A 26,355-nucleotide genomic window follows, 5' to 3' on the forward strand; every position below is an offset into this window, starting at 1 on the left:
GCGGTGAGACACTGGACCCATGGCCGACTCGCCCAGGACACTCCGCTCCCCCGGTGGCCCTGTCGGCCCTGGGGTCGCGCCCGCCGAGCGGAAGCAGGCGTCCGCCGACCTGGTCGTGGGCGCGGACGGACTCGCCCGGCCCGCCTGGGCGGCCTCGGACCCGCTCCTGCGGGAGTACTACGACACCGAGTGGGGCATGCCGGTGCGCGACGAGCGCGGCGTCTTCGAGCGCGTGAGCCTGGAGGCCTTCCAGTCCGGGCTGTCGTGGGCCACGATCCTGCGCAGGCGGCCCGCCTTCCGGGAGGCCTTCGCCGGCTTCAGCCCGGACGCCGTCGCCGCCTTCGACGACGATGACATCGCCCGGCTCATGGCCGACTCCTCCATCGTGCGCAACCGCGCCAAGATCCTGGCGACGCTGACCAACGCGCGCGCCACCGTCGCGCTGCGCGAGGACACCGCCGTCGGCGGGCTGGCCGGCCTGGTGTGGTCCTACCGGCCGGAGCGCACCCCCGAGCCGCGCCGGGTGGCCGACATCCCCATGCGGTCGGCCGAGTCGGCCGCCCTGGCGGGGGAGCTCAAGCGGCGGGGCTTCCGCTTCGTGGGGCCGACGACCTGCTTCGCGCTCATGGAGGCCATCGGGATCGTCGACACCCACCTGCTCGGCTCCCACCGCCGCGGCTCGTCGGGAGTGTGGGGCTGAGGGCCGGGGAGGACTGCGGCGCGGACCGGGCGCACCGCGCGGGAGACTCTCAGACCACCAGCTGCGCCAGGAGGAATCCGAGCACGACGCAGACGACGATCGAGACCGTTCCCGGCAGGACGAAGGGGTGGGCGAAGACGTTCCTGCCCACGCGCGTGGAGCCGGTGTCGTCCATCTCCATGGCCGCGACCGTCGTCGGGTAGTTCGGCAGCAGGTAGTAGTTGGCGACGGCGGGGTAGCTCGCCAGCAGCGCCACTGCGGGCAGGCCGAGGCTCACCATGAGCGGCATGAAGGCCGTCGTCGTCGCCGCGTGGGAGAACATGAGCGGAGCCGTGAAGTAGAAGAACACCGCGGCCAGCCACGGCTGGGACTGCAGGGGCGCCGACAGCGCGCTGGAGATGGTGTCCGTGTAGTGGTTGACGAAGGTGTTGCCGAGCCAGGCCAGGCCCATAATGCAGATGGCGGCGGTCATACCGGCGCGGAAGGTGTCCTGGGTCGCGATCGCGGCGGTGTGCTTCTTGGCAGCAAGGCAGATCACGATGGCGGTGACCAGCATGATCGTCATAATGGCCGCCGTCGAGTCCATTGGCGGGTTCTCGACAATGCCGAGCTCCTTGGAGGTCACCGTCGCATAGGCGACGACCAGGACGAGGGAGACGAGGAAGATGATCAGGCCGGACACTGCGCCGGGCGCCGCCCTGTAGTCGTCGGAGCCCGCCGCGCTCGTCTTGAGGAGCCCCTTCGCCCTGCGCTCCTGGTAGACCGGGTCGTCCTCGAGCTCCGATCCCTGGCGCGCGGCGACGACGGCGCCGACCGCCAGGCCGATGAAGGTGGTGGGCAGGACGACGGCGAGGCAGGCCAGGTAGCCGACGTCCAGGGGCGCCAGGGCGACGACGAGGGCGACCATGGCCGCCGAGATGGGCGAGGCCGCAACGCCCACCTGCGAGGCGACGACCGCGATGGACAGCGGGCGGGAGGGGCGGATCCCGTGCTCCTTGGCCACATCGACGATGACGGGGATGACCGAGTAGGCGGTATGACCGGTACCGCACATGACGGACATGAGGAAGGTGACGAAGGGCGCCAGGAAGACGACCTGCCGGGGGTGCCTGCGCAGCAGGAGCTCGGTGAGGTGGACGAGGTGGTCCATGGCGCCGACCACCTGGAGGGCGGCCACGGTGCAGATCACCGACATAATGATCCCGATGACCTCCCAGGGGACGCCGTCGGTCGAGATCTGCACGCCGGTCGCGGCGAGGACCAGGATGCCGGCCGCACCGGCCAGACCGATGCCGATGCCGCCGAGCCTGGCGCCGACGACGATGAATAGCAGGACGACGAGTAGGTGGAACCAGATCATGGGCGGTCTCCCTCCGCTCTGGGGCAGCGGTTGCCCCGCTGATCATGCGCCGGCCTCGCGCCAGGGCGTCCGGAGCCGCTGGGCCGGCGGAACATGACCGCACAGTGGCGGCGCAAGACTCATTTTATGCGGCGTTCTGTCATCTCGCCGGCTTTTGACACGGAAGGAAGCGGCTTTTCGGTCGCAGGCCCCGGGGCGCTCCTATGGTAAGCGTGTGCCGGACAGCACGAGCTCCACGGAAGGGCGATTCAATGAGGACGGGCACCAGTCTGGTCGACCTGGGCAAGTACAACGAGAACGTCGTCATCCACGCTTTCCGCCGCCTGGGCGCCTCCAGCCAGCGGGACGTCGCCGCCTCGACGGGGCTGTCGGTGCAGGCGGTGTCCACGATCGTTCGCGGCCTGGTCAGGCAGGGGCTGTTGACGGAGGTGGGGACCAGGATCAGCGGGCCGGGGCGCCCGCACACGATCCTCAACATCGTCGGCTCGGCGCGCATCGCCGTCGGGGTGCACATCGACCCCTCCCTGATCACGGCCGTCGCGCTGGACCTCAACGGTGAGGTGGCGGCATCCGCCTCCTCCACCGACGTCGACTCCGACGACCCGCGCTCGGCAATGGCGAATGTCGCCGCAATGGTGCAGCGGCTCATCCAAGAGAGCTCCATCGACGACCAGCAGCTGGCGGGCACCTGTCTCGCGCTGCCGGGACCGGTGGACCCCTCGACCGGCGCCCCTGGCAGCGCCGTATGGCTGCCGGGCTGGGCCAAGGTGCCCCTGGGCGAGGTCCTGGGAGAGCGCCTGGGGAGGATGCCCGTGCCAGTGGTCAAGGACACGCTGGCGGCCGTCATCGGGGAGAACTGGGTCCGGGGCGGCGAGTCGCTGGAGTCGACCATGGTGTTCGTCTACATCGGGACCGGAACCGGGCTCGGGCTGTCCGTCAACGGCGAGGCCGTGCGCGGGTTCTCGGGCAACAGCGGCGAGGTCGGCACCATGATGACGGCCCTCGGCTCGAACGCGCCCGGGGAGCCCCCGGGCATGGCCAACGACCCCGCCGTCCTCGTCGCGCGCGCCCACGGTCTGGGACTCCAGCCCGAGCCCCTCCCGGCACGGTCGGACTTCGTGGCCATTGAGCGCCGTTTCGCCGGCCTGTGCGCCATGGCCGCCCAGGGGGCGGACCGCGCGGACCGGCTCCTGACAACGGCGGCGGAGCGGATAGCCGAGCTGGTCATGATGGCCACCGAGCTTCTCGACGCCGACACGGTGGTGTTCGGCGGTCCGTACTGGCACCTGCTCGAGCCGTGGTACGCCCCCGCCGTCAAGCGCGCGGTGAGGCGCCCCTCCGCCCGAGGACCGCATCCTGTATCGGTGCTCTCCACGGCGATGGGCGACCATGTCGGCGCCATCGGCGCCGCATCGGTCGTGCACGACAACCTCTACGTACCGCGCGCGCCGAACTCGACCGACCGCTGAGCGCGGGCACGCATCCGGCTTCGCGCCGGAGGGAGCCACGGCTGGTAACGGCCTGGGAGGAGCCTTGACACGAATTAATCCATACTTCAGACTAATCCGTGACGGCGTCACGACGACGTGCCGCCCCTCGCGCCCGTGGGAGAGTCATGATCACTGTTGCCAACGCCCCCGTGTCGTACGGGGTCTTCGACCTCGCCAGGCCGGACCTCGTCCCTCCTCCAACAGGCGGCGAGCTGCTCGACGCCGTCGGCGCCGCCGGCTACGACGGCATCGACCTGGGGCCCCGCGGCCTGCTCGGCACGGGAGGCGACCTGGTCGAGGCGCTCGCCGCCCGCGACCTGCTGCTGTGCGGGGGATGGATCGACCTCCCGTTCGCCGGGAGCGACGCCGAGTTCGAGTCCGCACTCGCCCTGGCGCTGCCCGTGCTGGAGGATCTCGCCCTCGTCGCGCGCACCCAGGACGGACCGGCTCCCAGGCCGACGCTGGCCGACGCCGGGGACGCCCTTCGCCGCGCCCCGCCCGGCGGAGGCCCGGCGCTGGAGGCCGACGCGCGGATGTGGGCGGCCCTCGTCAAGCGCGTCGAGCGCGTGTGCGCGCTCGCGCGGGGCCTCGGACTGACGCCGACGTTCCACCACCACGCGGCGACCTACGTGGAGACTCCCGCCGAGATCGACAGGCTGCTGAACGACACGTCGGTGGACCTCACCTTCGACTCCGGTCACCTCCTCCTCGCCGGAGGCGATGCTCTGGCCGACTTCGACCGGTGGCGCGCCCGCATCAACCACATCCACCTCAAGGACGTTGACACCGCCGTCCTCCCCCGGGTCGCGGGACGACCGGACGCCCTGCGCCAGGTGTGGGAGAGGCGCGCGTTCACGGCCCTGGGAGACGGCGACCTCGACGTGGCCGGGCTGATGGAGCGCCTCCTCGCAGACGGCTACGACGGGTACCTCGTCGTCGAGCAGGACGTGGTCCTCCTCGACCGGCGGGACGTCGAGCGAGCCGTGTCCGACCAGGTGCGCAACCGCGACCTCCTGCGCAGGTGGATCCCGTGAGCACCACCCCGATACGCGCCGCGCTGGTCGGCCTGGGCTGCATCTCCCAGGCCGTGCACCTGCCCGTCCTGCGCCGCAACCACCGGCTCGTCGCCATCGAGGCCCTCGTCGAGCTCTCCCCCGCCCGCCGGGCGCGCCACGCCGAGCTCAACGGGGTGCCCGCCCAGAACCGCTTCGGCGACGTCGGGGCCCTGGTCGGGGCCATCGGGGAGGGACGCGTCCACATCGATATCGCGATCCTCGCCACCAGCGGCAGCCACGTCGATGACGCCCTGGCCCTGGTCGGCGCCGGGGTGCGCGTTCTGGTGGAGAAGCCGCTGGCGCTGTCGCACTCCGAGCTCGACAGGCTCGAGACCGGCCTCGCCCGCCTGGGGGCCGATCCCGACGAGTGGATTCGCGTCGGGTACATGAAGGAGTACGACCCCGCGACGGCCCGGGCCCGCCACCTCATCGACGGGGTGCGTCCCCGCCACCTCTGCGTCGAGGTCCTCCACCCCGCCGACGCCAGCCAGCTCCGCTTCGCGCGCCTCGACCCGCCGGACGAGGACGTGGCGCCTGCGGTGACCGCGGCGCTCGCCGCGCGCACGGACGAGGCCGTGCGAGACGCTATCGGCGGCATCGCCTCCGACGACACCATGCGCCGCCTGTACACGAACGTCATCCTCGGCTCGGTCATCCACGACATCGCCCTGACGCGCGTGCTCGGGCTCCCCATCGAGGAGGTCCTCACCGCGGTGCGCGCAGGGGGCTCCTTCCCCGGGAGCATTGTCGCGCAGGGGATGATCCGCCCCTCGACGACCGAGGACGGGCCCTGCGGAAGGGCGGTTCCCTGGCACCTCGGGTGGCACTTCATCGCGGGCTACCCCGAGTACCGCGAGCGCGTCGTCGTCCACCACGACAAGGGGACCATCGAGATCGAGTTCGCGACCCCGTACCTGCTCAACGCCCCCACAACCCTGCGGATCCGCTCAGCGGCCTCGCCTCTGGGGAGCGCCACCAGCCAGTCCGTCTGGCCCCAGGAGGAGGCGTTCGAGCGCGAGCTGTACGAGATGGTCGCGCTCGCCCGCGGCGAGGGGCGCGCCGGATCCGTGCTGCCCGCCTCCCGCGCCGACCTGGCGGCCGCCCAGCGGCTGTGGAGGGCGTGCGCGACCAGCGCGGGAGTCATACCCGACCCCGACTCCGAGGCCGCCTGGAGCTGAGGCCCCGTTCACGACCCGCCCCGCCCGGGCCCGCTCGCAGGCCGCGGGCGGACCGCGGCTGGACCAACAACACTACGGAGGTAACGACAATGACAGCGATGACAGCGATGACACCGATGACACCGATGACACGGCGCACCGCGCTCACGGGCGCGGCAATGGCGTCGGCATCGCTCCTGCTGGGGGCGTGCGGCTCGAAGAAGCAGTCCGGCCCGGGCTCCGGGACGCTGACCATTATGACCAACGCCATTGCCGGCGGGAAGAACGCGGCGGAGGCCACGTGGATCGAGGAGTGGGTCATCCCGGGTTTCAAGGAGGCCCAGCAGAGCGCCGGGAAGGACGTCGACGTCGTCTTCGAGGCCCAGGGCGTCGACGACAAGGACTACAAGACGAAAGCCGCTCTCGACTTCCAGTCGGGCAAGGGGGCCGACATCGTCGCCCTGGACGGCATCTGGATCGGGGAGTTCGCTCAGGCCGGGTACATCAAGCCCCTCGACGACGTCGCCGGGGAGGCGGCGTCCTCCTGGGACGGGTGGGCGCAGATCCCCGAGACCATCCAGAAGGCCGCCTCCTTCGACGGCAGGCGCTTCGGCGTGCCGCAGGGCGCGGACGGACGGGTGATCTACTACAACAAGAGCATCTTCTCCAGGGCCGGGCTCCCCGCCGCGTGGCAGCCGACGTCGTGGGAGGACATCCTCAGCGCGGCCCGCGCCATCAAGGACAAGGCCGACGGCGTCGTCCCCGTGCAGCTCAACGCGGGCACCGCCATGACCGAGGCCTCCACCATGCAGGGCTTCCTGCCCATGCTCATGGGCACCGGCCAGCCCCTGTGGTCCGACGGCGCCTGGGCCGGTGACACCCAGGGCATGAGGAAGGTCCTCGACCTCTACAAGACGATCTACGTCGACGAGGCGCTCGGGGACCCGGTCCTCCAGCAGGAGGCGTCCGGGCGGGACACCTCCTTCCAGGAGTTCGCGGCCGGACGCATCGCCATGCTCTTCGAGGGCGACTACTTCTGGCGCTCGGTGATCAACCCGGCCGAGGGTGTGGGAACCGCCCCGATGACGGACCGGGACACCGCGGTCGGATACGCGAAGATCCCCGCCGTCAAGCCCGGCGCGGGCGTCAACGGGCAGGACTTCGTCTCCATGTCCGGCGGCACCGCCAGGGTGCTCAACCCGGGCTCGTCGAACCCGGGGCTCGCATGGGAGCTGCTCGCCTTCATGAGCTCCGCCGAGGCCTTCGAGGCCCGTGCGGCCGGCACCCTGTCGATCTCGCCGCGAAACGACGTCAATGCGGAGCTGCTCGCCTCCGACCCGATGCTCTCCTTCGTGTCCGAGCAGGTCCTGCCCATCACGTCCTACCGGCCCGGCCTGGCCGAGTACCCGGAGGTGTCCTCCCTCCTGCAGCAGGCGACCCTCGACGTCGTCATGGGCACCGCGGTCGATGACGCCGTGAAGACCTATGTGTCGGGCCTGCAGGGGATTGTCGGCTCCGACGCGGTCAAGAGCGGGAGCTGATCCGCGGTGGCCTCTACAGCGACCGCGGCTGCGGGTGCGCCAAGGCGGGCCCGCAGCCGCGCCGAGGACGTCGCCGGCCTGGGCAGCGTGCGGGCGCTGCTCTTCGTGGCCCCGGCTCTGACCGTCATCGCGCTGTTCCTCCTCTTCCCGGCGGTGTGGACGATCTACCTGGGGCTGACCAGCTACAGGCTGACCGGCCTGGCCGCCTCCAGCACCGACTTCGTGGGGGTCGACAACTACCTGGCGACCCTGCGCGACCCCGCCTTCTGGAGCTCCCTGCGCCTGACGGTGCTGTTCGTGGCCCTGTCGGGAGTCGTCGGGCAGTCCGTCATGGGCTTCGCCCTGGCGTGGTCGACCCGGCGCATCACCGGGTGGGCGCGCACCCTCCTGGAGTCGGTGGTGCTCTCGGCATGGGTGATTCCCGGTTCGGTCGTCTCCTTCCTGTGGATCGCCCTGCTCGACCGGCGCGGGGGGACGCTCAACGCGCTGCTCCACCTTCCGGGCAAGGCATGGCTCATCGAGCACCCGCTGGCGGTCATCATCGTCTTCAACATCTGGTGCGGCACCGCCTTCTCCATGCAGCTGTTCTCCTCGGCCCTGTCCGCGGTGCCGCCCTCTCAGCTGGAGAGCGCGCGCATGGCCGGGGCCTCCGGCTTACAGCAGCTGCGCGACGTCGTCCTGCCCACGATCAGGGGCCACATCCTGACCAACACCCTGATGATCACGTTGTGGACCTTCAACACGTTCACCCCCTACCTGCTCACCGCCGGCGGGCCGGGGCACCGCACGGAGATCATGTCGGTGTACATCTACAAGACGGCGATTCCCGGCGGACAGCTGGGCCGCGGGGCGGCGCTGTCCGTGCTCATGCTCGTCATCAACCTGGTCATCGCCCTGGCCTGCATGAGGGTCGGAAGGAGCCGACGATGAGCTCATCCGCACCCCGCGGCAGGCCCGCGGGCACACTGGCGGGCGCGCTGCGCAGGACCGCCGGGCGGATCGTCTTCGCCGTCGCGGTCGCCGTGATCGGGGTCGTCTTCGCTCTTCCCCTGGCGTGGCTGCTGGTCGCCCCCTTCGACGCGAGCCCGACCATGTCGGTGAAGTGGCCGCGCTGGACGCTGTCGAGCTTCCACCGCCTGATGGACAACCCCTATGCTCTCGGGTCGATCGTCAACTCCCTGATCATCGCCCTGGGTACGATGGCGGTCGTCATCGCGCTGGGCACACTCGCCTCCTACGCGCTGTCCCGCGTGCGCGTCCCCGGGCGCGACGCGCTCCTGTACGCCATGCTCCTGCTGTCCTCGATCGTCACGGGGACCGCGGCCATGGTGCCCACCTTCCAGCTGATGAACCTCATCGGCCTGATCAACACCCATACCGGGGTGATCCTGGTGCTGGCCGGGGGCCTGCTGCCCACGGTGGTGTTCATCCTCAAGGACTTCATGGACTCGGTCCCCAGGTCCTACGAGGAGTCCGCCCGCCTGTACGGGGCGGGGCCGGGCAGGATCCTCGCCGACGTCGTCATCCCCGTGGCCCGTCCCGGGATCGCCTTCGTGGCGATCTGGTCGGTCGTCCAGGTCTGGGGCAACTTCCTCGTCCCCTACCTGCTGCTGCGCGACCCGGCCGGTCAGCCCGCGGCGGTCCTCATGTACACCTTCTACACCGAGTCCGGGCAGGCAGATCTCAGGCTGATCTCGGTGTTCGCCCTCGTCTTCGCCCTGCCCGTCCTCGTCATCTACTTCGTCGTCAACAGGAAGCTCGGCTTCCGCTTCTATGGAGGTATCAAGTCATGACCGCCACGATCGTCATGGAGGGCCTCGTGAAGCAGTACCCTAACGGGGTGCGCGGAGTCGACGGGGTGGACCTGTCCATCGCCGAGGGCGAGTTCTTCGCGCTGCTGGGCCCCTCGGGCTGCGGCAAGACGACGCTCCTGAGGTCCGTCGCCGGCCTGGAGAGCATCACCGAGGGGACCCTTCATATCGGCGGGGTCGATATGACCGGCGCCGAGCCCGGGCGGCGGGGCGTGGCCATGGTGTTCCAGGACTACGCCCTCTTCCCCCACATGAATGTGTCTGACAATATCGCCTACCCGCTGCGCGTGCGCAGGGTCGCCAGGGCCGAGCGCCGGCGGAGCGCCGCCGACACGGCGAGCAGGCTCTCCCTGGCCGAGCTGCTGGAGCGCAGGCCGGGCCAGCTCTCCGGCGGGCAGCAGCAGCGCGTCGCCCTCGCCCGGGCGATCGCCACCGGGCCCGACGTGCTCCTTCTCGACGAGCCCCTGTCCAACCTGGACGCCCGGCTGCGCCTGGAGGCGCGCACCTTCCTCAAGGAGCTGCAGCGCGACCTCGGCGTCACCTCGGTCTTCGTCACCCACGATCAGGCGGAGGCCCTCGCGCTGGCCGACCGCATCGCCGTCATGCGGGACGGCAGGATCCAGCAGGTCGGCACTCCCCGGGAGGTCTTCCACCGGCCCGCCAACGAGTTCGTCGCCTCCTTCATCGGGTCGCACCCCATGAACCTCAACAGCGGCGTCGTCCGCGAGGGGGCGATCGAGTCCATGGAGGCGCGGATCCCCCTGCCCGAGAACACGAGGCGCGAGCTGCCCGATGGGATGAGAGTGACCTGGGGCGTGCGACCCGAGTACGTCGAGTGGTCCGCCGACGCCGTCGCGCACGCCGTGGGCGGCCGGGTGCAGACGGTGGAGAACCTCGGGGCCCAGAACCTGCTCACCATGCGCTCCGGGGAGGGCCGTCTGCAGGCCGTCGTCGGCGAGGACCCGCTGCCCGAGCGGGGCCAGCGGTGCTGGTTCACGTTCCCGAAGGCCAAGACCCTGGTGTTCGGGTCCGATGGCGGCGAGCTCATTGCGGGAGGGCGCCGGTGAGGGCGACGGAAGCAACGGGAGACAGCAGCGCCGGTGCAGCCGACGCCCCCACCGCCATGTGGATCATCCCCCACACCCACTGGGACCGGGAGTGGTACGAGCCCCACGACATCTTCCGCGCCAGGCTGGTGAGGATGATCGACGGCCTGCTGGACCTCCTGGAGCGCGAGGGGGACTACCGCTTCACCCTGGACGGGCAGGCGGCCGCGTTCGAGGACTATCTCGCCATCCGCCCGGAGAGCGCGGGGCGGCTGCGCGCGGCGGTCGCCCGCGGGCAGCTGGGTATCGGCCCCTTCCTCATCCTCCTGGACGAGTTCTGCTGCGACGGGGAGACCACGGTGCGCAACCTCGAGCTGGGCATCCGCTCCTGCCGCGCCGTGGGGACGGAGATGCGGGTCGGCTACCTGCCGGACATGTTCGGCCACGCCGCCCAGATGCCGCAGGTGCTGCGGGGCTTCGGCCTGGCCGATGCCGCACTGTGGCGCGGCGCGCCGGCCGGGGTGGACCGCGACGCCTTCCGCTGGCGAGCCCTGGACGGCTCCGAGGTCCGGGTGGAGTACCTGTGGGACGGCTACGGGTCCGCCCTGAAGCTCCTGGATCCTCCGGGGAAGCTCGACCGGCTCGTCTCGGACTACCTGGAGGCCAACGCCGGGCGGCTGCGCGGGCGCCCGCCCGCAGGCATGTACGGGACGGACCACATGAGTCCTCGGGAGGACCTGGTCGACCTCGTTCGCGCCCACAACGCCCGCCGCCCCGGGGCGCGGCTGACGGTGGCCACGCTGGGCGAGGTCGTGGCCTCGCGCGCGCACGACCGGGCGAGCCTGGAGGCGCTCCCCCTGGTCGTCGGCGAGATGCGCTCCCACGCGCTGGGCAACATCCTGCCGGGGGTCCTGTCCATCCGGACGAATATCAAGGCGGCGATGGCGGGCGCCGAGCGCGCCCTGACCGCCGCTGAGCGCCTCGACGCCGTCGTCGGGGGCCCCTCCCGACGGGCCCTGCTCGAACGGGGCTGGAGGCTGGTCGTGGAGTCCTCGGCGCACGACTCGGTGACCGGCTGCGGCGTCGATGCGACAGCGGAGGAGGTCGAGACGCGCCTGCACGTCGCCGCCCACACGGCCGGGGGCGCCATCGACATCGCCCTGCCGCGCCTGACGGCAACGGCCCGGCAGGGGGAGCTCGTGGCCTTCAACCAGTCGGGGTGGGCGCGCCGCGTCCAGGGCGAGATTGTGCTCGACGGCGCGCCCGACGCCCTGCCCGGAGGCGCCCAGCTCCTCGAGGAGCTTCCCACCGTCATCGGGGACGAGTGGATGCCGGCCTCGGCCGTGCGCCGGGTCCTGCGCAGGATCCACGGCCAGGAGCTCTTCGGCAGGCGCATCCGCGGGTGGTCCTTCCCCGGGGCCGCCGAGCTCGTCTTCGAGGTCGGCCGGGTCAGCGACGAGGACTTCGACCTCGACGACTTCACCGGGGAGCTCGACCGCCGGCTGGCCGACGCCGATCCGCAGCGGCCCTGGCACGTCCGGACCCTGGTCGCCCCATCGTGCAGGGTGCTGGTCGCCGGCCGGGCGGAGGGCACCGCGGCAACGGTGCTGGGCGGGGACGGCGCCGCCGTCGACCATCCGGTCCGCGTGCGCGGGCGGAGCGTGTCCAACGGCCTGGTGCGCATCGACGTCGACGACGACGGCCTGGTGCGCATCGAGGACGTCCCCAGCGGCCGGGCCATCAGCCGGGCCCTGGCCGTCGTCGACGAGGGCGACCGGGGGGACTCCTACAACTTCGGGCCCGTCGGCTCCGGGGCGGTCGCCGCGCCGGTGAGAACGCGGGTGGTGGTCGATGAGCCGGGGCCCCTGCGGGCGCGCGTCCTCGTCCGGCGCACCTACCGCCTGCCGGAGGGGCTGGACGCCACTCGCTCGGCCCGCTCCGGGGCCCTGCGCGACCAGGTGGTCGACCTGCGACTGGAGGTCCGGGAGGGCGAACGGTTCGTGCGCGTGCGCGCGTCCCTGGTCAACGAGGTCGGCAACCACCGGCTCAGGCTCCATGTGCCCACCCTCGCACAGGATCTGGACGGCTCGGTGTCCGCAGGACAGTACGGCGCGACCCGGCGCGGGCGCACCGGCGAGGGCGGGTGGGGGGAGTACCCCCTGCCGACCTTCCCCGCCACGCGCTTCGTCCACGCCGGCGGGGTCGCGGTCCACACCCGCCGGCTCATGGAGTACGAGGTCGTCACCCCCCCGGGCCCCACGGCGTCGGACGGCGCGGGGCGGCCCGACGAGATCGCCCTGACGCTGCTGCGCGCCGTCGACCTGATGAGCGTCAACGTGCACCCGCTGCGCGAGGAGCCCGCCGGGTCCGAGTGCCCCGTGCCGGGCGCCCAGTACCTGGGGACGAGGGTCGAGACCGACCTCGCCGTCGACCTGTCGTGCCCGGCGTGGGACGACTCCAAGATCGTCCGGCACTCCGACATCTTCCGCTTCGAGCCCGTCGTCGCGCACGGTGCCGCACGGGACGGGGAGGAGGCCGCTGAGGCTGTCGGGCCTGTGGTGGCCACCCTCGGGCGCGTCGCGCTGGAGTCCCTGCGACGCCTCGACGACGGCGCCCTGGAGGCCCGTTTCGTCAACTACCACCACCACGCCGAGCTGCTGCGGGCCCGGATGGCGGGAGAATGGGACAGGACGGACCTGACAGGGGCGGTCCTCCAGAAGAGGATCGACCCGTGGGACCTGCCCGTCCCGGCGTCGTCGATCCTCACCCTGCGCCGCCCCGGGACGGCGGCGGCCCCGAACAACATTCCGAAAGACGCTCCGACGGGCAAGGAGGACCAATGACAGTTCTGCGGCGCATGACCGCGCACCTGGGTCTGGTCGACCAGGCCGAGGACCGCTACCCCCGTCTCCCCTTCGAGGTGCCGGCCGGCGCCGAGTCCATTGGCGTGACCATGGATGTCGCGGAGCCGGGCGCGGCCGGCGAGAGCGCCGTGATCGACCTGGGCCTGCTGGGCCCCGACGGCCTGCGCGGCTGGTCCGGAGGGGCGAGGGCCTCCTACGTGGTCGAGCGCGACGACGCCACTCCCGGCTACCGCCCGGGCCTGGAGGAGGGGGCCTGGGCGGTGCTGCTGGGGCTGCACCAGGTGCCCGCGCAGGGCGTGGACGTCACCGTCACGGTGGTCTCCCCCGCCCCGGAGCACCCGGACCACGGCCCGCGGGAGGCCCCCGCCCCGCGCCTCCTGCGGGGCTCCGACCGGGGCCTGCCCGCCCCCGGGGGCCTGACCTGGTACGCAGGCGATCTCCACAATCACAGCCTCCACTCCGACGGGGACCTGTCGCTGTGGGAGCTGGCGAACGAGGGCGTCAGGTCCGGGCTGGACTACCTGGGCTGCACCGACCACAACACCACCAGCCACCACCCCCATCTCGCCTCCGTCTCGCGCCGCCACGGCATCACCCTGGTGCCGGGGCAGGAGATCACCACCCACCGCGGGCACGCCAACGCCTGGGGCGAGATCGGCGTCATCGACTTCCGCGACGACGCCCGGACGTGGGTGGAGGAGGTCGAGCGGCGCGGCGGCCTCATGTCGATCAACCACCCCGTCTCAGACGACTGCTCGTGGCTGCACCCCCTGGAGCGCATGCCGCCCGGGGCGGAGCTCTTCCACGGCACCTGGTACCGGAACCTCACGGACACCTCGGTCCTGGCCTGGGCGGCGATGCTGGGCAGGAGTGTCGTGGTCCTCGGCGGCGGGGACTTCCACAACCGCTCGACTCCCCTGCGCCCGGGAATGCCCACAACGTGGGTCGCGGCCGAGGAGTGCAGTCCGGGGGCCCTCCTCGAGGCAATGGCCGCGGGCCGGACCACGGTGACCGCAAGCGCCCGCCGCATCCACGACGGCGAGGCCCGTCCCGTCCTGCTCGAGGCTCCCGCCCTCGTGCGCCTCGGCGGCGTGGACGGGCACGACGAGGATGATCTCATGGCCGTGGACGCGGCGGGGACCGTGCTCGTGGACCGGCTCGGTGGGCGCCTGGTGATCCGGGAGGAGAACCAGGTGGTCCGGGCGCCGGGAGGCCGGGGGCCCTACCGGCTGGAGACCGCCGAGCGGTGGGTCGTCGCCCTGTCCGCCTGAGGCGGGTCTCCCGGCCGCGCCGCCGCGTCGAGGGCCTGCAGCAGGTTCGGGATGTGCGGCGCGTGCCGGGCTCCGGGGGCGGGCGGGCCGCCGGTCCTCACAGACCCGCGCGGTCGAGCTCGTCGCGCACGGTCGGGCGGTGCCGGTAGGTCTCCCGCAGGTCGTCGACCCAGGCGTTGAAGGCTCTCAGGTGCCGGCCGGCGTGCTGGTCGTCCGCCGTGACGGCGATCCGCCGCATGCAGGAGGCCATGGCGACCGCCTGCTGGGCCGAGGGCCGACCGGTCTTCCGCAGGACCTCTTTGACGCGGTGACGGTACAGGTCGATGGCGTCGTCGGGGCGGGGCTGGGGCTCGGCGTCGGCGAGGGCCTGCCAGGTGCAGTCCGCGCCCCAGCGGTCCGCGGCCGCCCAGGCGCGGTCGACGTCGTCGATGTGCAGGGCGAGGGCGATGACCGTGTCCCCGGTCCGCCAGTCCTGGCTCTCGGCCCACTCGAGGGCGGCCCTCTGCTCCTCCTCCCGGCGGTCGAGCCGCTCGGCTGTGGCAAGGAGGAAGTCGAGGGTCTCCGGCGTCGGGCTGGAGCGGAACAGGCCGCGGGCGAGGGCGAGGGCGTCCTCGCTGCGCCCGTCCTCCAGGTAGAGGTCGACAGCGCGAGCGGGGTCGACCTCGTAGGAGGTGCCAGCTGCGGCCCAGTAGCGGAGGTTGGCGCCGATGACCTGGGAGTCGGCGACGGCGCAATCGAGGCAGGCCATGGCCTCGCGGCGCCGGCCGGCGGCCAGGAGCCGCTCGATCATGGCCGCGTACCGGGGGCGTGCGCCCCCTGAGAGCAGGTCGATGGCGCGGTCGACGTCGTCATCATGGTCGGCCAGCTCGAGGAGCATGCCGGTCAGCTCGTAGTCCCGGGCCCGGCCCTCGTCGCCGGCCTGCCTTGCGGCGGCGTTGACAATGCGGCGATACTCGGCCAGTCCCTCCTCCCCGAGCGCGGGGAGGAAGTCGTTCAGGGCGACGTTGGGCCATCCCGGTGAGGTGAGCCGGAAGTCGGCGAGCCAGAGGCCGAGCTCGACGCCGTCGGGGTTCCCCTCGCAGCAGGCCCGCGCATAGAGGTCGATGGCACTCTGGCACGTGTTCGACACCGCGCCGCTGGAGTCGTCGATGCTGTTCTCGAGCTGCGCGCGCAGGCGGGTCGCGATGTGCAGGAGGGCGGGGGCCGCGCTGTCGGCTCCCTCGGGGTCGTCCAGAAGGGGCTCGAGCTCGTCGAGGAAATCGTTGATCTCACCGGCGTAGGCGTCGGCCTCGTAGTAGTCGAGGACATCGTGTATGGAGGTCAGGGACCGGGCGGTTGCCATAAGCTCGATGTCGTCGGCATCGGCGGCGTCGGCGCCGTCCAGGGCGAGACCGGCCGCGTTCTCCAGGGCGCGAAGCGCGTTGGGGCTGGCTGAGGCGAGGGTGAGGACGAGGTCGCGCAGCTCCTCGTCGTACAGGCCTTCCAGGTAGGTCTCGACGGCGGTGGCGGACTCGGGCGTCAGGGCCGTTGCGGCCGGGCGGTCGGGGACGATGATGGTGTCGCGCGCATGGCTGAGGGCGGTCAGTCCGACCGCGACCATGTGCTCGCAGAATCCGTGGTCGGGGAAGTACGGGCACGTACAGGTGCCGTCGATGCCGTCGCCGCGCCAGGTCAGCCGCACGTCGTGGGAAACGGTGCTGGTGACCGTTGCGGTCGTGCCGCCGGTGGAGGTGCTGGTGATGGAGACCTCGTCGATGCAGTCCTCGCCGCGCTCGTACACGGCGTCGCCGGCGGCGTCGAGCAGCGCCGTCTCGCTCAGGACCCCGTCCAGAATGATTGCCATGCGTCAAGCGTCGCAGGCCGGCGGTGGGCGGGCAAGGAGCGGCTCCGTGTCAGGGCGCCCCGGAGTGCCGGGGCCGGTGGGCCCTCGGCTGGCTCTCGGCCGGCTGGATCGCCGCCGAGCCGGGTCGCGGCGGCCGGCAGGAGCCCTCAGCCCAGGCGCTCCAGGGCGGCCCGGGCGCTGTCGGCCTCGATGTACTCCTGCCCCTCAGGCACCCATCCGAGCGAGTCCCAGGTAGAAGGCCCCCGACCGCAGGACCGCCACGAGGTTCAGGGCCTGTCGTTCGCGAAGGGCCCGGTCCCCTATGCTCCCATTCAGTGAGCGCAGCCGACGGTGGCGCTCCGGCGAAGTGCCCAGGCGAAAGCGGTCGGGCCAGTTCGTTGCGAGCATCCGTGAGGTTGCGGCACTTTACCGCCTACCTCCCGCTATTTGGGGCGGTCACCCGGAAACTTCGTACAGCTGTCAGCAGTTCCGGCTCGCCGAACATGCGGTTTTCGCCCAGTTGATGTATTCCTTTCGGACACGCGGCCACTCCGTCCGCCACGTCAGTTCACGGTGAGCCGGCGAGACTGGCTCATCACAGAGAATCTGATTGGTCACCCAGCCGAAGCGCGTGTCCGCGTACACCTCGACGCAATCGCGGAGGTCAGACCACTCGGCAGCTTCGTCGAGCGGCAACCCAGTCAGTAACGCGGCGCGCCATGCTGATTGGAGCGCTCTCGTCTCGGGACCAAAATCAACCGCGCCGTTGCCGTCTCTTGTCAAGTCGTCGGGGATCGGACCGCGAGGCTTCGCCTCATGGCAATGACGGCAAAGGCCTCGCAGGTTCTCGGGAGCGGATGAACCTCCTCTGATGTGATCAACCTCGGCAGCCGGAGCAGAGTTGCAGATAGCACACCTCCCATTATTACGTGCCAGCACTGACTTCCGCAGGTCGGCAGGCAACTGTGGGCGCACGTAGGCCAGGTCAAGAGCCAGGAAAACGATCATGTTTTTGTAAATGACGTCACGAGTCATCGGAACACTGATTCTGCCATCCCGAATCACGGCTCGAACGTACCGAACCTTTTCGGCCTGCTTGCGACAATGAAGCGAGCAAAAAGCCGCATTTTTCGAGGTAACATGTTCCGGATTCAACGACACGAGACAATTAGAACATGCGCCAATACGCCACGTAGGAACAACCGTAGATGTGTCATCGCTCATAAACTGAGCCTAACACTCGCCGCCGACATGAAGAGACCAATGTTAGCAACAGTATTGTTGCAGTACCCATGACAGGTGCCGACCAGGAGCTCTGGGCAGCCGGGCGTGTCTCGGACAGCTCTGAAAGCGGTCTTTCAGGCTGCTTGTCTTACTGCTCGGTGCTCCTGGTGGACCTCGCCCTGCGTCCTGTGCCCCAGGGCGGAATGGAATCGTTTCTGATTGTGTGTACCGGGCTCGACCTGGGAGGCAGTATCCCGGATGGCCTTGCTTCTTGTGGGATACACCATCTGATAGATCCTCTCGTTCCTTCAGGGCGGCGCCCGCCGACTTCCGCCCGGGCACCCGCCCAGCACACCCCGGTCCTGCCCACCGAAGGGCGAGCTCTATAACTCTCCAGGTGCCCGGCGAGCTGCTCGGATCGGATGTGTACTGGCAGCCCCGGTCGGAGTGGAATACCGTCTCCCCCCTGTCGTGTACGGGCGCCTGCGGGCCGCCATGTCGATAGCCTCGCACAACGGAGTCGGTGCCGCGTGCTGTCGCCCCAGTCGCGTACCCGACTGCTTTCCTCGTGCAGCAGCCCGGGGGGGGGCGGTCGCCAGGTACACGAACCCCTCCCAGGTGATGATGTAGGTGGGTGTCGCCCACCCACCTGCTCTCCCGGCCTGTTGGCGGTGAATTTCCGCCGGACCAGGTCGGGACGCGAGCCCCAGGCCCAGCAGCCCAGGGCGGTGGCGCCGGGTCCCTCTCGGCGTGGCCGCGGCCTGGCGGGCCCCGAGCGGGCGGGTGCACGCCGTGTCCGGGCTCGTCTCAACGCCTCTGCGGGCCCCGGCGACATGGGATGCGGCGGCAGCCCGCAGGGTGGTGCGGGAGCTGTTGAGGACCCACTCGACCAAGGCGCTGAGCTCTTTCCTGCGTCGCACGGTTCTTGATGGCTCCCGGCCCAGCCAGGCGTAACAGCCTGATCGAGACACTTTCAGACAGCGGCACACCAATAGTGATCGGGTAGCTTCCTGTCTACCGCGGTGGACGCAGGCGCGCGCCCGGGCGCCTACCGGGACCCTCTGGGCGAAGTCGGGTGGCCCGGGGGCCGTGGCCCCCGGGCTCCCACAGAACCGTACGTGACGGTCTCCCGTCATACGGCTCTTGTCGCTCTACTGTCACCACAGAGGGCCTGGACCAGTGATCCAGGCCCAGTGCACGAAGTAACCCGGTGCGGCCTTGATGCCGCCGTACCACTTGCGCATGGTTGCCCTCCAGCTGCGCCGCAGCCGTCGGTACTTCCCCCGCAGCCAGCGGATCAGGTAGGAGCTGACCCGCTTGAGCAGTGGGTAGAGGGCCGATGGGTGGAAAGCACCGTAATAGCTCATCCAGCCACGCATGATCGGGTTGATGTGCTCAGCCAGATCACGGGCGGTAGCCCGGACCCATCGGTGAAGCCTCCAGGAGCGCAGCCGCGCACTCATCGTCTTAAGGGCCGTTTTGGACGCTGCCGGGCTAAAGCTCCTGAACAGCCCGTGGCGGCCTTTGACAGTGCGCTCCGTGAACTCATACCCCAGGAACGTGAAACCGGTGTGCTCATAGCAGCCCGGCCGGTTGGCGTCCTTGCAGTACACAATCCGCGTCCTGCGCGGGTGCAGGCGCAGTCCTACCTGCTTCATGCGCGCCTCAAGCGCGGCCAGCACGCCCCGGGCCTGAGTCAGGCTGCGGCAGTGGATGACCGCATCATCGGCGTAGCGCTCGAAGACCACCCCGGGGAAGGCCCGGGCCAGCCATGCATCGAACGCGTAGTGCATGAACAGGTTGGCCAGCACAGGGGAGACGGCCGAGCCCTGCGGGGTTCCCCGCACACGCTCGACCACCGCGCCGTCGGGATGCTGCAACGGGGCGGCCAGCCAGCGCTTGACGTAGAGCATCACCCAACCAGGGGCGCCTACCGCACCCACCGCCTTGCACACCAGATCCCACGGAACGCTGTCGAAGAACGCCTCGATATCCAGGTCTATCACCCAGCTCCTGCTCCAGCACCGCCTCCGGCAGGCCGCGACCGCATCGATCGCGCCACGACCAGGGCGATAACCGTAGGAGTCAGGGTGAAAGACCGGCTCGGCCGCTTTCTCCAGCACCATGGCAGCTGCCGTCTGGGCCACACGATCAGCGACCGTGGGCACGCCCAGGACCCTGGTGCCTGCCTGCGGTCTGGGGATCTCAACCATTCTCACCGCCGGCGGGAAGCAGCTCCCCGAGAACATCCGATTCCAGATCTTGTACAGGTTGCCTGCCAGGTCTTCCTCGAATTCCTCCACCGAGCACTCATCCACCCCCAGCGCTCCCCTATCGCTCTTGACCCGCTGCCACGCATCCATCACCAGCTGCTTGGAGATATCGAAGGACTTGCCTCCTGGTACCTCCGACAGCGACCTGCTCATATCCAGCTCCTCCCAGAGACCTGGTTGACCGACACGAACACACCACGAACGACCCAGCCCCCTGGCTCCACTCCCATTACAGGAGTCTCGACGCTACTACGAGCCGGTCCGCCAGCACCCCACAACCAGGGCGCCTTCTCCTGCTTCGCACAGACCCAGCAGACCGGGATCACGCCGCCAACACAGACGGACACCGCCTGGCCAGCACTGCGGACACACCGCCAGACTCATCCCAGGGACACCTTCAAACCCCGGTCCTGATGTCATCCAAGCATCTCGACGCATCAACAGCGGTTCACTCACGTTCGTCTTCCCGATCCCCACCTGACACCCGCCCACGGACGCCTTTTCCTTGAACGCTCACCACGACGGTCTTCAGCCAACGCAGCACAAGGCGGTTTGAAGTCACTGTCCGCACAACGACTCCAAGGGGCCACACCCTCATCGTCTATGCAACACCATCCCCAGGCCACTGATCCACACCAGCACCCCACTTCCGTTCAGGACACACGAAGGAAACCGCTTCTGCCCAGGAGCCCGCCTCCCAGCTCCTGGCCTCTCGCAGCCAGGCACGCAGCCTCCTGCTCCCCGCCGACCGCTCCGCACCGACCTCAGCATCCACGGACTCCGGATGGTCCCTTCCACCATCTCCTGACCCAGCCCCCCCACCGCCCCAAGGAACCACGTAGGACCCCGCCACCTCCGCGATAGTCCGGCCCCTTCACCCGCGACCTCAAAGACCACCTGCTCCTTAAGCTCACTACTGAGCCCCTGCGCCGACATGAGCCGATTCAACCTCATCTCTCAAAACAGCACTCTTTCCACCACTGCCCAAGAAACACCAGGCACCTCAATCCTCCACGCGCGCCGCCATCGAGCACACCATCGCCACACTGAAGAAATGGAAGATCCTGTCCACCGGCTACCGCCACCGCCTGACAGAGCTCCCCGACATCATCATCCTGACCACCAAACTCGACCTCTACAGAACAGGCTGGTAACACCCCACATGAATAACACCTTGAGGCGGAGAATACGGCGTGAGGGAGAAGTGGATTGCAGGCTGTTCAAATGCGTCATATTCTAATAAACTATACCGAAATCATTGTGTATTTGCTACAAGTATAGGTATGGCTGAAATTAAACAAGATCGGTGTGTGGGTGTGTGACTGGTAGGTGCTCGAAGTCGTAGTCGAAGGTGCGGCTGGTGATGTAGGCGGTGAAGGCCGCGAAGGTGTTCTCCGGGGCGAGCGCGCGGGGGTTGGCGATATTGTTCTTGGCGGCGTTCCACACGTGTTCTGTGGGACCCAAGGTCTGGGGCGTAGGGGGGCATGTAGATGGGCGTGATGCGCTCCAGAGCCCGACCAGGGGCATAAAGATCGTTCAAGGCCTTGGCGTGGTGGAACCTGGCGTTGTCCAGGACGACCGCGATCTTCTTTCCCTCATCGGTCTCGCGCTGAAGACGATCCATCATGAGGGCGGGTCTGCTCGGCGTTCTGGTTTCCCTCGATCGGGTAGATCCTCATCTTCTTGGTCGTCAGGCTCAGTGCCCCGAGGAACGACCGGCTCGCCTTCTCGCGGTCCACGTACAGCTTTGTTCTCTTTCCCTTGGGAAGCCACATGCGCCTCGTCTCGGCCTCGTGCTCGACGCGGACCTCGTCGACGGTGCAGACCTCCCAGCCTTCTTCCGGCAGATCGTTGACCTGGCGCCGGATCTCGGCCATCCGCCTGGCGATGGCCTCCTCGTCGCGACGCCCCACGAACGGGTCGGGCAGCAGAGGCTCGTGCCCAGAAAGCGCATGAGCAGCCGATAGGAGGAGTCCGACCTGTACTCGACTCCGAACTTGATGGACACGACGTCCTCAAGGGGCCGGGACGTCCCAGAAACCGGCTTTGACGCCTGCCTCCGAGGGCGGTCTACTGAGAATCTCCTCCAGCTCCTCCTTCTGCACCCTCTTGAGCTTCGCCGCGTTCTCACCTCCGGCGTGACCGGTTACCACGGAGCTCAACCTGGTCTGCCGCCACTGCGAAAGCCACTCGCGTACCGTCCCCTCGGCCCGCTCGACCATCTCCGCGATAATATCCAGGCCGACGCCGCGGGCAGCGTACACAATCGCCTCCGCCTTCATTCTCACCAGCTTGTAGGTGTCCGAGCGCTTCTTCCACCTGATAAGGATGTCCCGCTCCTCGTCCGTCATATCGACCCGCATGAAGCAATCCTATACGAGATGCTCCGCAAACACCAATCAGGAATCCCGCAGCAGCCGCCCCAGAATGCCATTTTGTTTAATTCCGGCCATATGAGCCTCTGCTGCCCGACCCGTTCGTGGGGCGTCGCGACGAGGAGGCCATCGCCAGGCGGATGGCCGAGATCCGGCGCCAGGTCAACGATCTGCCGGAAGAAGGCTGGGAGGTCTGCACCGTCGACGAGGTCCGCGTCGAGCACGAGGCCGAGACGAGGCGCATGTGGCTTCCCAAGGGAAAGAGAACAAAGCCTGTACGTGGACCGCGAGAAGGCGAGCCGGTCGTTCCTCGGGGCACTGAGCCTGACGACCAAGAAGATGAGGATCTACCCGATCGAGGGAAACCAGAACGCCGAGCAGACCCGCCCTCATGATGGATCGTCTTCAGCGCGAGACCGATGAGGGAAAGAAGATCGCGGTCGTCCTGGACAACGCCAGGTTCCACCACGCCAAGGCCTTGAACGATCTTTATGCCCCTGGTCGGGCTCTGGAGCGCATCACGCCCATCTACATGCCCCCCTACGCCCCAGACCTTGGGTCCCACAGAACACGTGTGGAACGCCGCCAAGAACAATATCGCCAACCCCCGCGCGCTCGCCCCGGAGAACACCTTCGCGGCCTTCACCGCCTACATCACCAGCCGCACCTTCGACTACGACTTCGAGCACCTACCAGTCACACCATCACACACCGATCTTGTTTAATTCCAGCCATACCTAGAAAACGCATAAGCAGCCGGTCAGGAGGACTCAGACCTGTACTCGACGCCGAACTTGATGGACACGACGTCCTCAAGGGGCCGGGACGCCCCAGAAACCGGCCTTGACTCCCGACTCCGAGGGTAGCTTACCAAGAATCTCCTCCAGCTCCTCCTTCTGCACCCTCTTGAGCTTCGCCGCGTTCTCACCTCCGGCGTGACCGGTTACCACAGAGCTCAACCTGGTCTGCCGCCACTGCGAAAGCCACTCGCGTACCGTCCCCTCGGCCCGCTCGACCATCTCCGCGATAATATCCAGGCAGACACCACGGGCAGCGTACACAATCGCCTCCGCCTTCATTCTCACCAGCTTGTAGGTGTCCGAGCGCTTCTTCCACCTGATAAGGATGTCCCGCTCCTCGTCCGTCATATCGATCCGCATGAAGCAATCCTATACGAGATGCTCCGCAAACACCAATCAGGAATCCCGCAGCAGTTGCCCCAGAATGCCATTTTGTTTAATTCCAGCCATAGATCCTACTCCACCACCCCAGCCTCACCCTCCAGCCGGTCAAAGTCGCTGGTGTAGAGGCGGTCTTGGGTGATGCGGTATTTCTGGAACTCGCTCAGGGCGTGGTCGTCGGCCTGGGACTTGGAGATGCGCCCGGTGCCCTCAAGGATCTGGCGGTCGTCAAGGTCGAGGAAGGCGTCCAAGCGGGTGGCCCAGTCCTGCATGGTCATGGGGATGTGGCGGCGGGCGCGGGATTCGGCCAGGTCGAGGAAGGCGTTGACCAGTCTGCCCAGGTCCTCCAGCTCGGCGCGAGTGAGGTAGTTCTTGCCGATGATGACGTCGCTGGGCAGGATCTTGCCGTCTGGACTACTCGCCCAGGTGGTCAGGCCCATGTGGGGCTGGTCGGCGTCAGCCCGGGAGCGGATGAGCTCGGCAGCGGTCTGGCCGTGGACAGCGTAGTGCAACTTGTTCTGGACGGTGGCGAAGAAGCGCCTGGTGGTCGGGGCGTCACGGTTGTAGTCGATGCTGGTGGCGTAGATGTCGGTGACCTTCTGGTAGAAGCGCCGCTCGGACAGGCGGATCTCTCGGATCTCCTCCAGCAGGCGCTCGAAGTAGTCCTGGCCCAGGAAGCTGCCGTTCTCCATGCGCTCCCGGTCGATGACGTAGCCCCTGATGGCAAAGTCGCGCAGCACTTGAGTGGCCCATTGGCGGAACTGAGTGGCCCGCACCGAGTTGACCCGGTAACCAACCGAGATGATGGCATCGAGGTTGTAGTGGTCGATGCTGCGCGTCACCTGCCGGGTGCCCTCGGTTCGAACTATCCGGAATCTCCGGATAGTTGCCTGCCGCTCCAGCTCGCCGGAGGAAAAAACGTTGCCCAGGTGCTCGCTGACGGTGCGCACATCGACATCGAACAACTCAGCCATCAGCTTCTGCGTCAACCAGACCGTCTCGTCCTCGTACCGCGCCTCAATGCTGCCGCTCCCGTCCTGCGCCGTGAAGATCAGGAACTCAGCCGTGGAGTTACGAATCAGCCTGCGACGAGGATCGGGTTGAGAGTTGGAAGGTGAGGCGTGGTTAGACATGCTCTTATTATACGCTACCTCTATTTCGGACAGTTGGGTTGCTATGACCGGTGCCCTCGGTGCACTGGCGCGCTAACGCCAGCAAATCGTCAACAGAAATCTTCCCTTGAGAAAACGCCTCAAGGACTTGCCTCATACGAACGTCCATGGGCATGCCTTCAAACTCTTGCGATACGATCACAATGCGGGCAGTCTGCTGTCTTCTAGATAACTCTTCTGCCGTCATATATAAAATATATATAACAAGTTGAGGAAAAATTGGTAAATATTACCTAAGACACGTAACTCGTTGGGGCACAGCCAGGGGGTCGGCGTTGTTATGGGGTGGGTTGTTGTGTGAGTTGTTGGAGGGTTTGGTGGGGGTGGGTTGCCCAGTAGCGGCAGGTGGAGGCGATGCTGCTTTTTCGGCGTTGTCGGCTGGGGTGGTCGGGGCTGGTGAGGCGGATGAGGCTGATGGCGGTGTTCCTGAGTGTGGCCATGGCTCGGGCGGTGGTGGTTGTGGGCAGCTGGTGGCGGTCCTCGTCGAAGGTGACGTCGCGGACCCAGTGGAGGCGGTTCTCTATTCCCCAGTGGCCTTGGATCCAGGCTGCTACGTGATCGGGCGGGGCGGCGATCATGTCCAGGGAGCAGATGGCGTAGACGGTCTCGGTGGTGCGTTTGTTGCTTGCGTCCTTGGTCCTGGTGGTGCGGGTGCGCCGGATCTGGAGGACCTGGGCGGCGTTGGGGAAGTCGATCCATTGAGGTGCCTGGAGTGCTTTGATGGTCCTGCGCACGTATCGGCCGTGGGAGCGCTCGGCTGCGGTGGTGGCGGGAGTGTCCTTCCAGGGCAGGGCCTTGAGCTGGGCCAGCAGCCTGGGCTGGTTGGCCTTGACGGTCAGGACCCAGTGGCCCCCGCGGGCCGTGATCGCCTCGGCGGTGGCCCGTTGGGTGTGCATGGCGTCGGCGGTGGTCACCGCGCCGTCCAGGCCCGGCAGGCGGGCCACGAGATCGTCGATCATGTCCCGCAGGGCGGGGATCTCGTTGGTCTTGGGCCCGACTTCCTGCTGGGCCACGACCGCGCCGGTGGCGTGATCCAGAACGGCCAGCAGGTGGGTTGCGGTGGCCCGCATGGTTTTGCCGTCCACCGCCAGCACGCGTCTGCCCGCGACGGTGGCGGCGGTGCGCGACCACATCCACGCTCCCACGGCCGCGTCCAGGGCGGCTCCGTCGACGCTGGACAGGACGCGGCGGATCGTGGTCTCCTCGGGCAGGCGCGCCGAGGCGGGCAGGCCCAGCCTTGTGCGCGCCTCGGCGTCCAGGCCGGCGGCCCACTGCCCGATGGCCAGCAGGCTGCGCGCTCCGGACAGCACGGCCCCCACCGCCACGGCCAGGATCACCTCCAGCCGGTGCCTCATTCCCCGGGCGCACCTGGGACCGGGCACGGTGGACAAGACCTGCATCAGGCTCGGCTGGCGCCCAGCAATGTTGATAGGGGAAGATGGCATAGCGGCGCGGCTCCTGACGACGAAAGGGTGCGTAGGACACACCCATCGTCACCCCAGGAACCGCGCCGCACCCCCACCAACACACCCACGACTACGCCGACCCCCTGGGGGCACAGCTGATCTGGACTTCCGGGCGTGTCTCGGACAACTCACCACCACCGCCACCCGCCTACCGCCCTTCAACAGCATCCTAGGCCTGAGCAGGGGCGGGAGCCCGACGGATAGCGAGCAGATCCTGCCCGAGGGCGAGGAGAGTATGAAGCCTCTCGCCACGAACCCGCAGGAACCAGACGAGGACCAGAACCCACACAGCACTGATGAGGCTATCGCCAGCACGACCGGAACCACCCAGCACAGCCGGCCCAGGGTAGCAGCGACAGCGCCCCAGCCGGCCGACTACCTGAAGACAGACCAGGCAGCAGCCCCTGCCACCACACCCAGCAACCCACCCCACACACCGCAGCCGCCAGACGCAGCACAGACCCTGCAGGCACCACGGAATCACCAGGTCGCAGGGGGTCACGAGGTCGCAAACACCAGCCCCACCACGCAGCCGCCGAACCGACCT

Annotated in this window: 21 protein-coding genes and 2 pseudogenes; 12 read left to right on the plus strand and 11 right to left on the minus strand. The window is 68.6% G+C overall.

The features are described from left to right. Positions 1-19: 19 nt before the first annotated feature. Positions 20-700 (plus strand): DNA-3-methyladenine glycosylase I, encoded by a 681-nt coding sequence (locus AIF0345_RS08530; RefSeq protein ID WP_285295884.1) that lies wholly within the window; start codon positions 20-22, stop codon positions 698-700. 49 nt (positions 701-749) lie between these two features. On the opposite strand, the gene AIF0345_RS08535 is transcribed toward AIF0345_RS08530, so the two are convergent. Further along, entirely contained in the window at positions 750-2,060 is a 1,311-nt protein-coding gene (locus AIF0345_RS08535; RefSeq protein WP_285295885.1) for an anaerobic C4-dicarboxylate transporter family protein, read from the minus strand. A gap of 251 nt (positions 2,061-2,311) precedes the next feature. Between AIF0345_RS08535 and AIF0345_RS08540 the strand changes: the two genes are divergently transcribed. From AIF0345_RS08540 to AIF0345_RS08580, 9 genes are all read left to right on the plus strand, one after another. After that, positions 2,312-3,529: an ROK family transcriptional regulator gene (locus AIF0345_RS08540; protein WP_285295886.1), complete on the plus strand. Its 1,218-nt coding sequence runs from the start codon at positions 2,312-2,314 to the stop codon at positions 3,527-3,529. Positions 3,530-3,675: 146 nt separating this feature from the next. After that, positions 3,676-4,584: a TIM barrel protein gene (locus AIF0345_RS08545; protein WP_285295887.1), complete on the plus strand. Its 909-nt coding sequence runs from the start codon at positions 3,676-3,678 to the stop codon at positions 4,582-4,584. Continuing rightward, the gene (locus AIF0345_RS08550; protein ID WP_285295888.1) at positions 4,581-5,783 is read left to right on the plus strand and encodes a Gfo/Idh/MocA family protein; all 1,203 of its coding nucleotides are present in this window, start codon (positions 4,581-4,583) and stop codon (positions 5,781-5,783) included. Before AIF0345_RS08545 ends, AIF0345_RS08550 begins: the two co-directional genes overlap by 4 nt. 116 nt (positions 5,784-5,899) lie before the next feature. Further along, positions 5,900-7,303: a sugar ABC transporter substrate-binding protein gene (locus tag AIF0345_RS08555; protein ID WP_285295889.1), complete on the plus strand. Its 1,404-nt coding sequence runs from the start codon at positions 5,900-5,902 to the stop codon at positions 7,301-7,303. A 6-nt stretch (positions 7,304-7,309) separates the two neighbouring features. After that, positions 7,310-8,233, plus strand: a complete 924-nt coding sequence (locus AIF0345_RS08560) for a carbohydrate ABC transporter permease (RefSeq protein ID WP_285295890.1) — start codon at positions 7,310-7,312, stop codon at positions 8,231-8,233. Then, positions 8,230-9,096, plus strand: a complete 867-nt coding sequence (locus AIF0345_RS08565) for a carbohydrate ABC transporter permease (RefSeq protein WP_285295891.1) — start codon at positions 8,230-8,232, stop codon at positions 9,094-9,096. Before AIF0345_RS08560 ends, AIF0345_RS08565 begins: the two co-directional genes overlap by 4 nt. After that, positions 9,093-10,181, plus strand: a complete 1,089-nt coding sequence (locus AIF0345_RS08570; RefSeq protein ID WP_285295893.1) for an ABC transporter ATP-binding protein — start codon at positions 9,093-9,095, stop codon at positions 10,179-10,181. Before AIF0345_RS08565 ends, AIF0345_RS08570 begins: the two co-directional genes overlap by 4 nt. Beyond that, positions 10,178-13,003, plus strand: a complete 2,826-nt coding sequence (locus AIF0345_RS08575) for a glycoside hydrolase family 38 N-terminal domain-containing protein (protein ID WP_285295894.1) — start codon at positions 10,178-10,180, stop codon at positions 13,001-13,003. The genes AIF0345_RS08570 and AIF0345_RS08575 overlap by 4 nt, the downstream gene beginning before the upstream one ends. After that, complete coding sequence (locus AIF0345_RS08580; protein ID WP_285295895.1) at positions 13,000-14,295, plus strand: CehA/McbA family metallohydrolase; 1,296 nt, start codon at positions 13,000-13,002, stop codon at positions 14,293-14,295. The genes AIF0345_RS08575 and AIF0345_RS08580 overlap by 4 nt, the downstream gene beginning before the upstream one ends. 97 nt (positions 14,296-14,392) lie before the next feature. Here the strand turns inward: AIF0345_RS08580 and AIF0345_RS08585 are convergent, their stop codons facing one another. The 7 genes and pseudogenes from AIF0345_RS08585 to AIF0345_RS08610 all read right to left on the minus strand — a co-directional run bounded on the left by AIF0345_RS08585 (position 14,393) and on the right by AIF0345_RS08610 (position 21,977). Next, a complete protein-coding gene (locus AIF0345_RS08585; RefSeq protein WP_285295896.1) occupies positions 14,393-16,138 on the minus strand; it encodes an SWIM zinc finger family protein in 1,746 nt (581 codons plus the stop codon). Positions 16,139-16,597: 459 nt separating this feature from the next. Continuing rightward, entirely contained in the window at positions 16,598-17,341 is a 744-nt protein-coding gene (locus AIF0345_RS08590; protein ID WP_285295897.1) for an HNH endonuclease, read from the minus strand. A gap of 1,157 nt (positions 17,342-18,498) precedes the next feature. Further along, positions 18,499-19,767 (minus strand): group II intron reverse transcriptase/maturase, encoded by a 1,269-nt coding sequence (ltrA, locus tag AIF0345_RS08595; RefSeq protein WP_285295898.1) that lies wholly within the window; start codon positions 19,765-19,767, stop codon positions 18,499-18,501. 1,140 nt (positions 19,768-20,907) lie between these two features. After that, complete coding sequence (locus tag AIF0345_RS08600) at positions 20,908-21,078, minus strand: hypothetical protein (RefSeq protein WP_285295899.1); 171 nt, start codon at positions 21,076-21,078, stop codon at positions 20,908-20,910. A 58-nt stretch (positions 21,079-21,136) separates the two neighbouring features. Further along, a pseudogene (locus tag AIF0345_RS16675) lies at positions 21,137-21,241 on the minus strand (hypothetical protein); the annotation flags it as partial. After that, positions 21,210-21,527, minus strand: coding sequence for a hypothetical protein (locus AIF0345_RS08605; protein WP_285295900.1), 318 nt, complete (start codon positions 21,525-21,527; stop codon positions 21,210-21,212). The pseudogene AIF0345_RS16675 and the gene AIF0345_RS08605, both read right to left, overlap by 32 nt. Positions 21,528-21,629: 102 nt before the next feature. Continuing rightward, entirely contained in the window at positions 21,630-21,977 is a 348-nt protein-coding gene (locus AIF0345_RS08610) for a helix-turn-helix domain-containing protein (protein WP_285295901.1), read from the minus strand. Between the two features lie 406 nt (positions 21,978-22,383). On the opposite strand from AIF0345_RS08610, the pseudogene AIF0345_RS16680 reads away from it, so the two are divergent. After that, positions 22,384-22,485 (plus strand): annotated as a pseudogene (locus tag AIF0345_RS16680) (hypothetical protein); the annotation flags it as partial. A gap of 58 nt (positions 22,486-22,543) precedes the next feature. Next, on the plus strand, positions 22,544-22,714 hold the full coding sequence (locus AIF0345_RS08615) for a hypothetical protein (RefSeq protein ID WP_285295902.1): 171 nt from the start codon (positions 22,544-22,546) through the stop codon (positions 22,712-22,714). Between the two features lie 87 nt (positions 22,715-22,801). On the opposite strand, the gene AIF0345_RS08620 is transcribed toward AIF0345_RS08615, so the two are convergent. The 3 genes from AIF0345_RS08620 to AIF0345_RS08630 form a co-directional block, all read right to left on the minus strand. Then, positions 22,802-23,149 (minus strand): COG3415 family protein, encoded by a 348-nt coding sequence (locus AIF0345_RS08620; RefSeq protein ID WP_285295903.1) that lies wholly within the window; start codon positions 23,147-23,149, stop codon positions 22,802-22,804. Positions 23,150-23,244: 95 nt separating this feature from the next. After that, positions 23,245-24,303: a virulence RhuM family protein gene (locus AIF0345_RS08625; RefSeq protein ID WP_268916251.1), complete on the minus strand. Its 1,059-nt coding sequence runs from the start codon at positions 24,301-24,303 to the stop codon at positions 23,245-23,247. 317 nt (positions 24,304-24,620) lie between these two features. Next, entirely contained in the window at positions 24,621-25,787 is a 1,167-nt protein-coding gene (locus AIF0345_RS08630) for an ISAs1 family transposase (protein WP_285295904.1), read from the minus strand. Positions 25,788-26,355 lie beyond the last annotated feature (568 nt).

The organism is Actinomyces israelii (assembly GCF_030253495.1).
GTDB lineage: Bacteria > Actinomycetota > Actinomycetes > Actinomycetales > Actinomycetaceae > Actinomyces > Actinomyces israelii.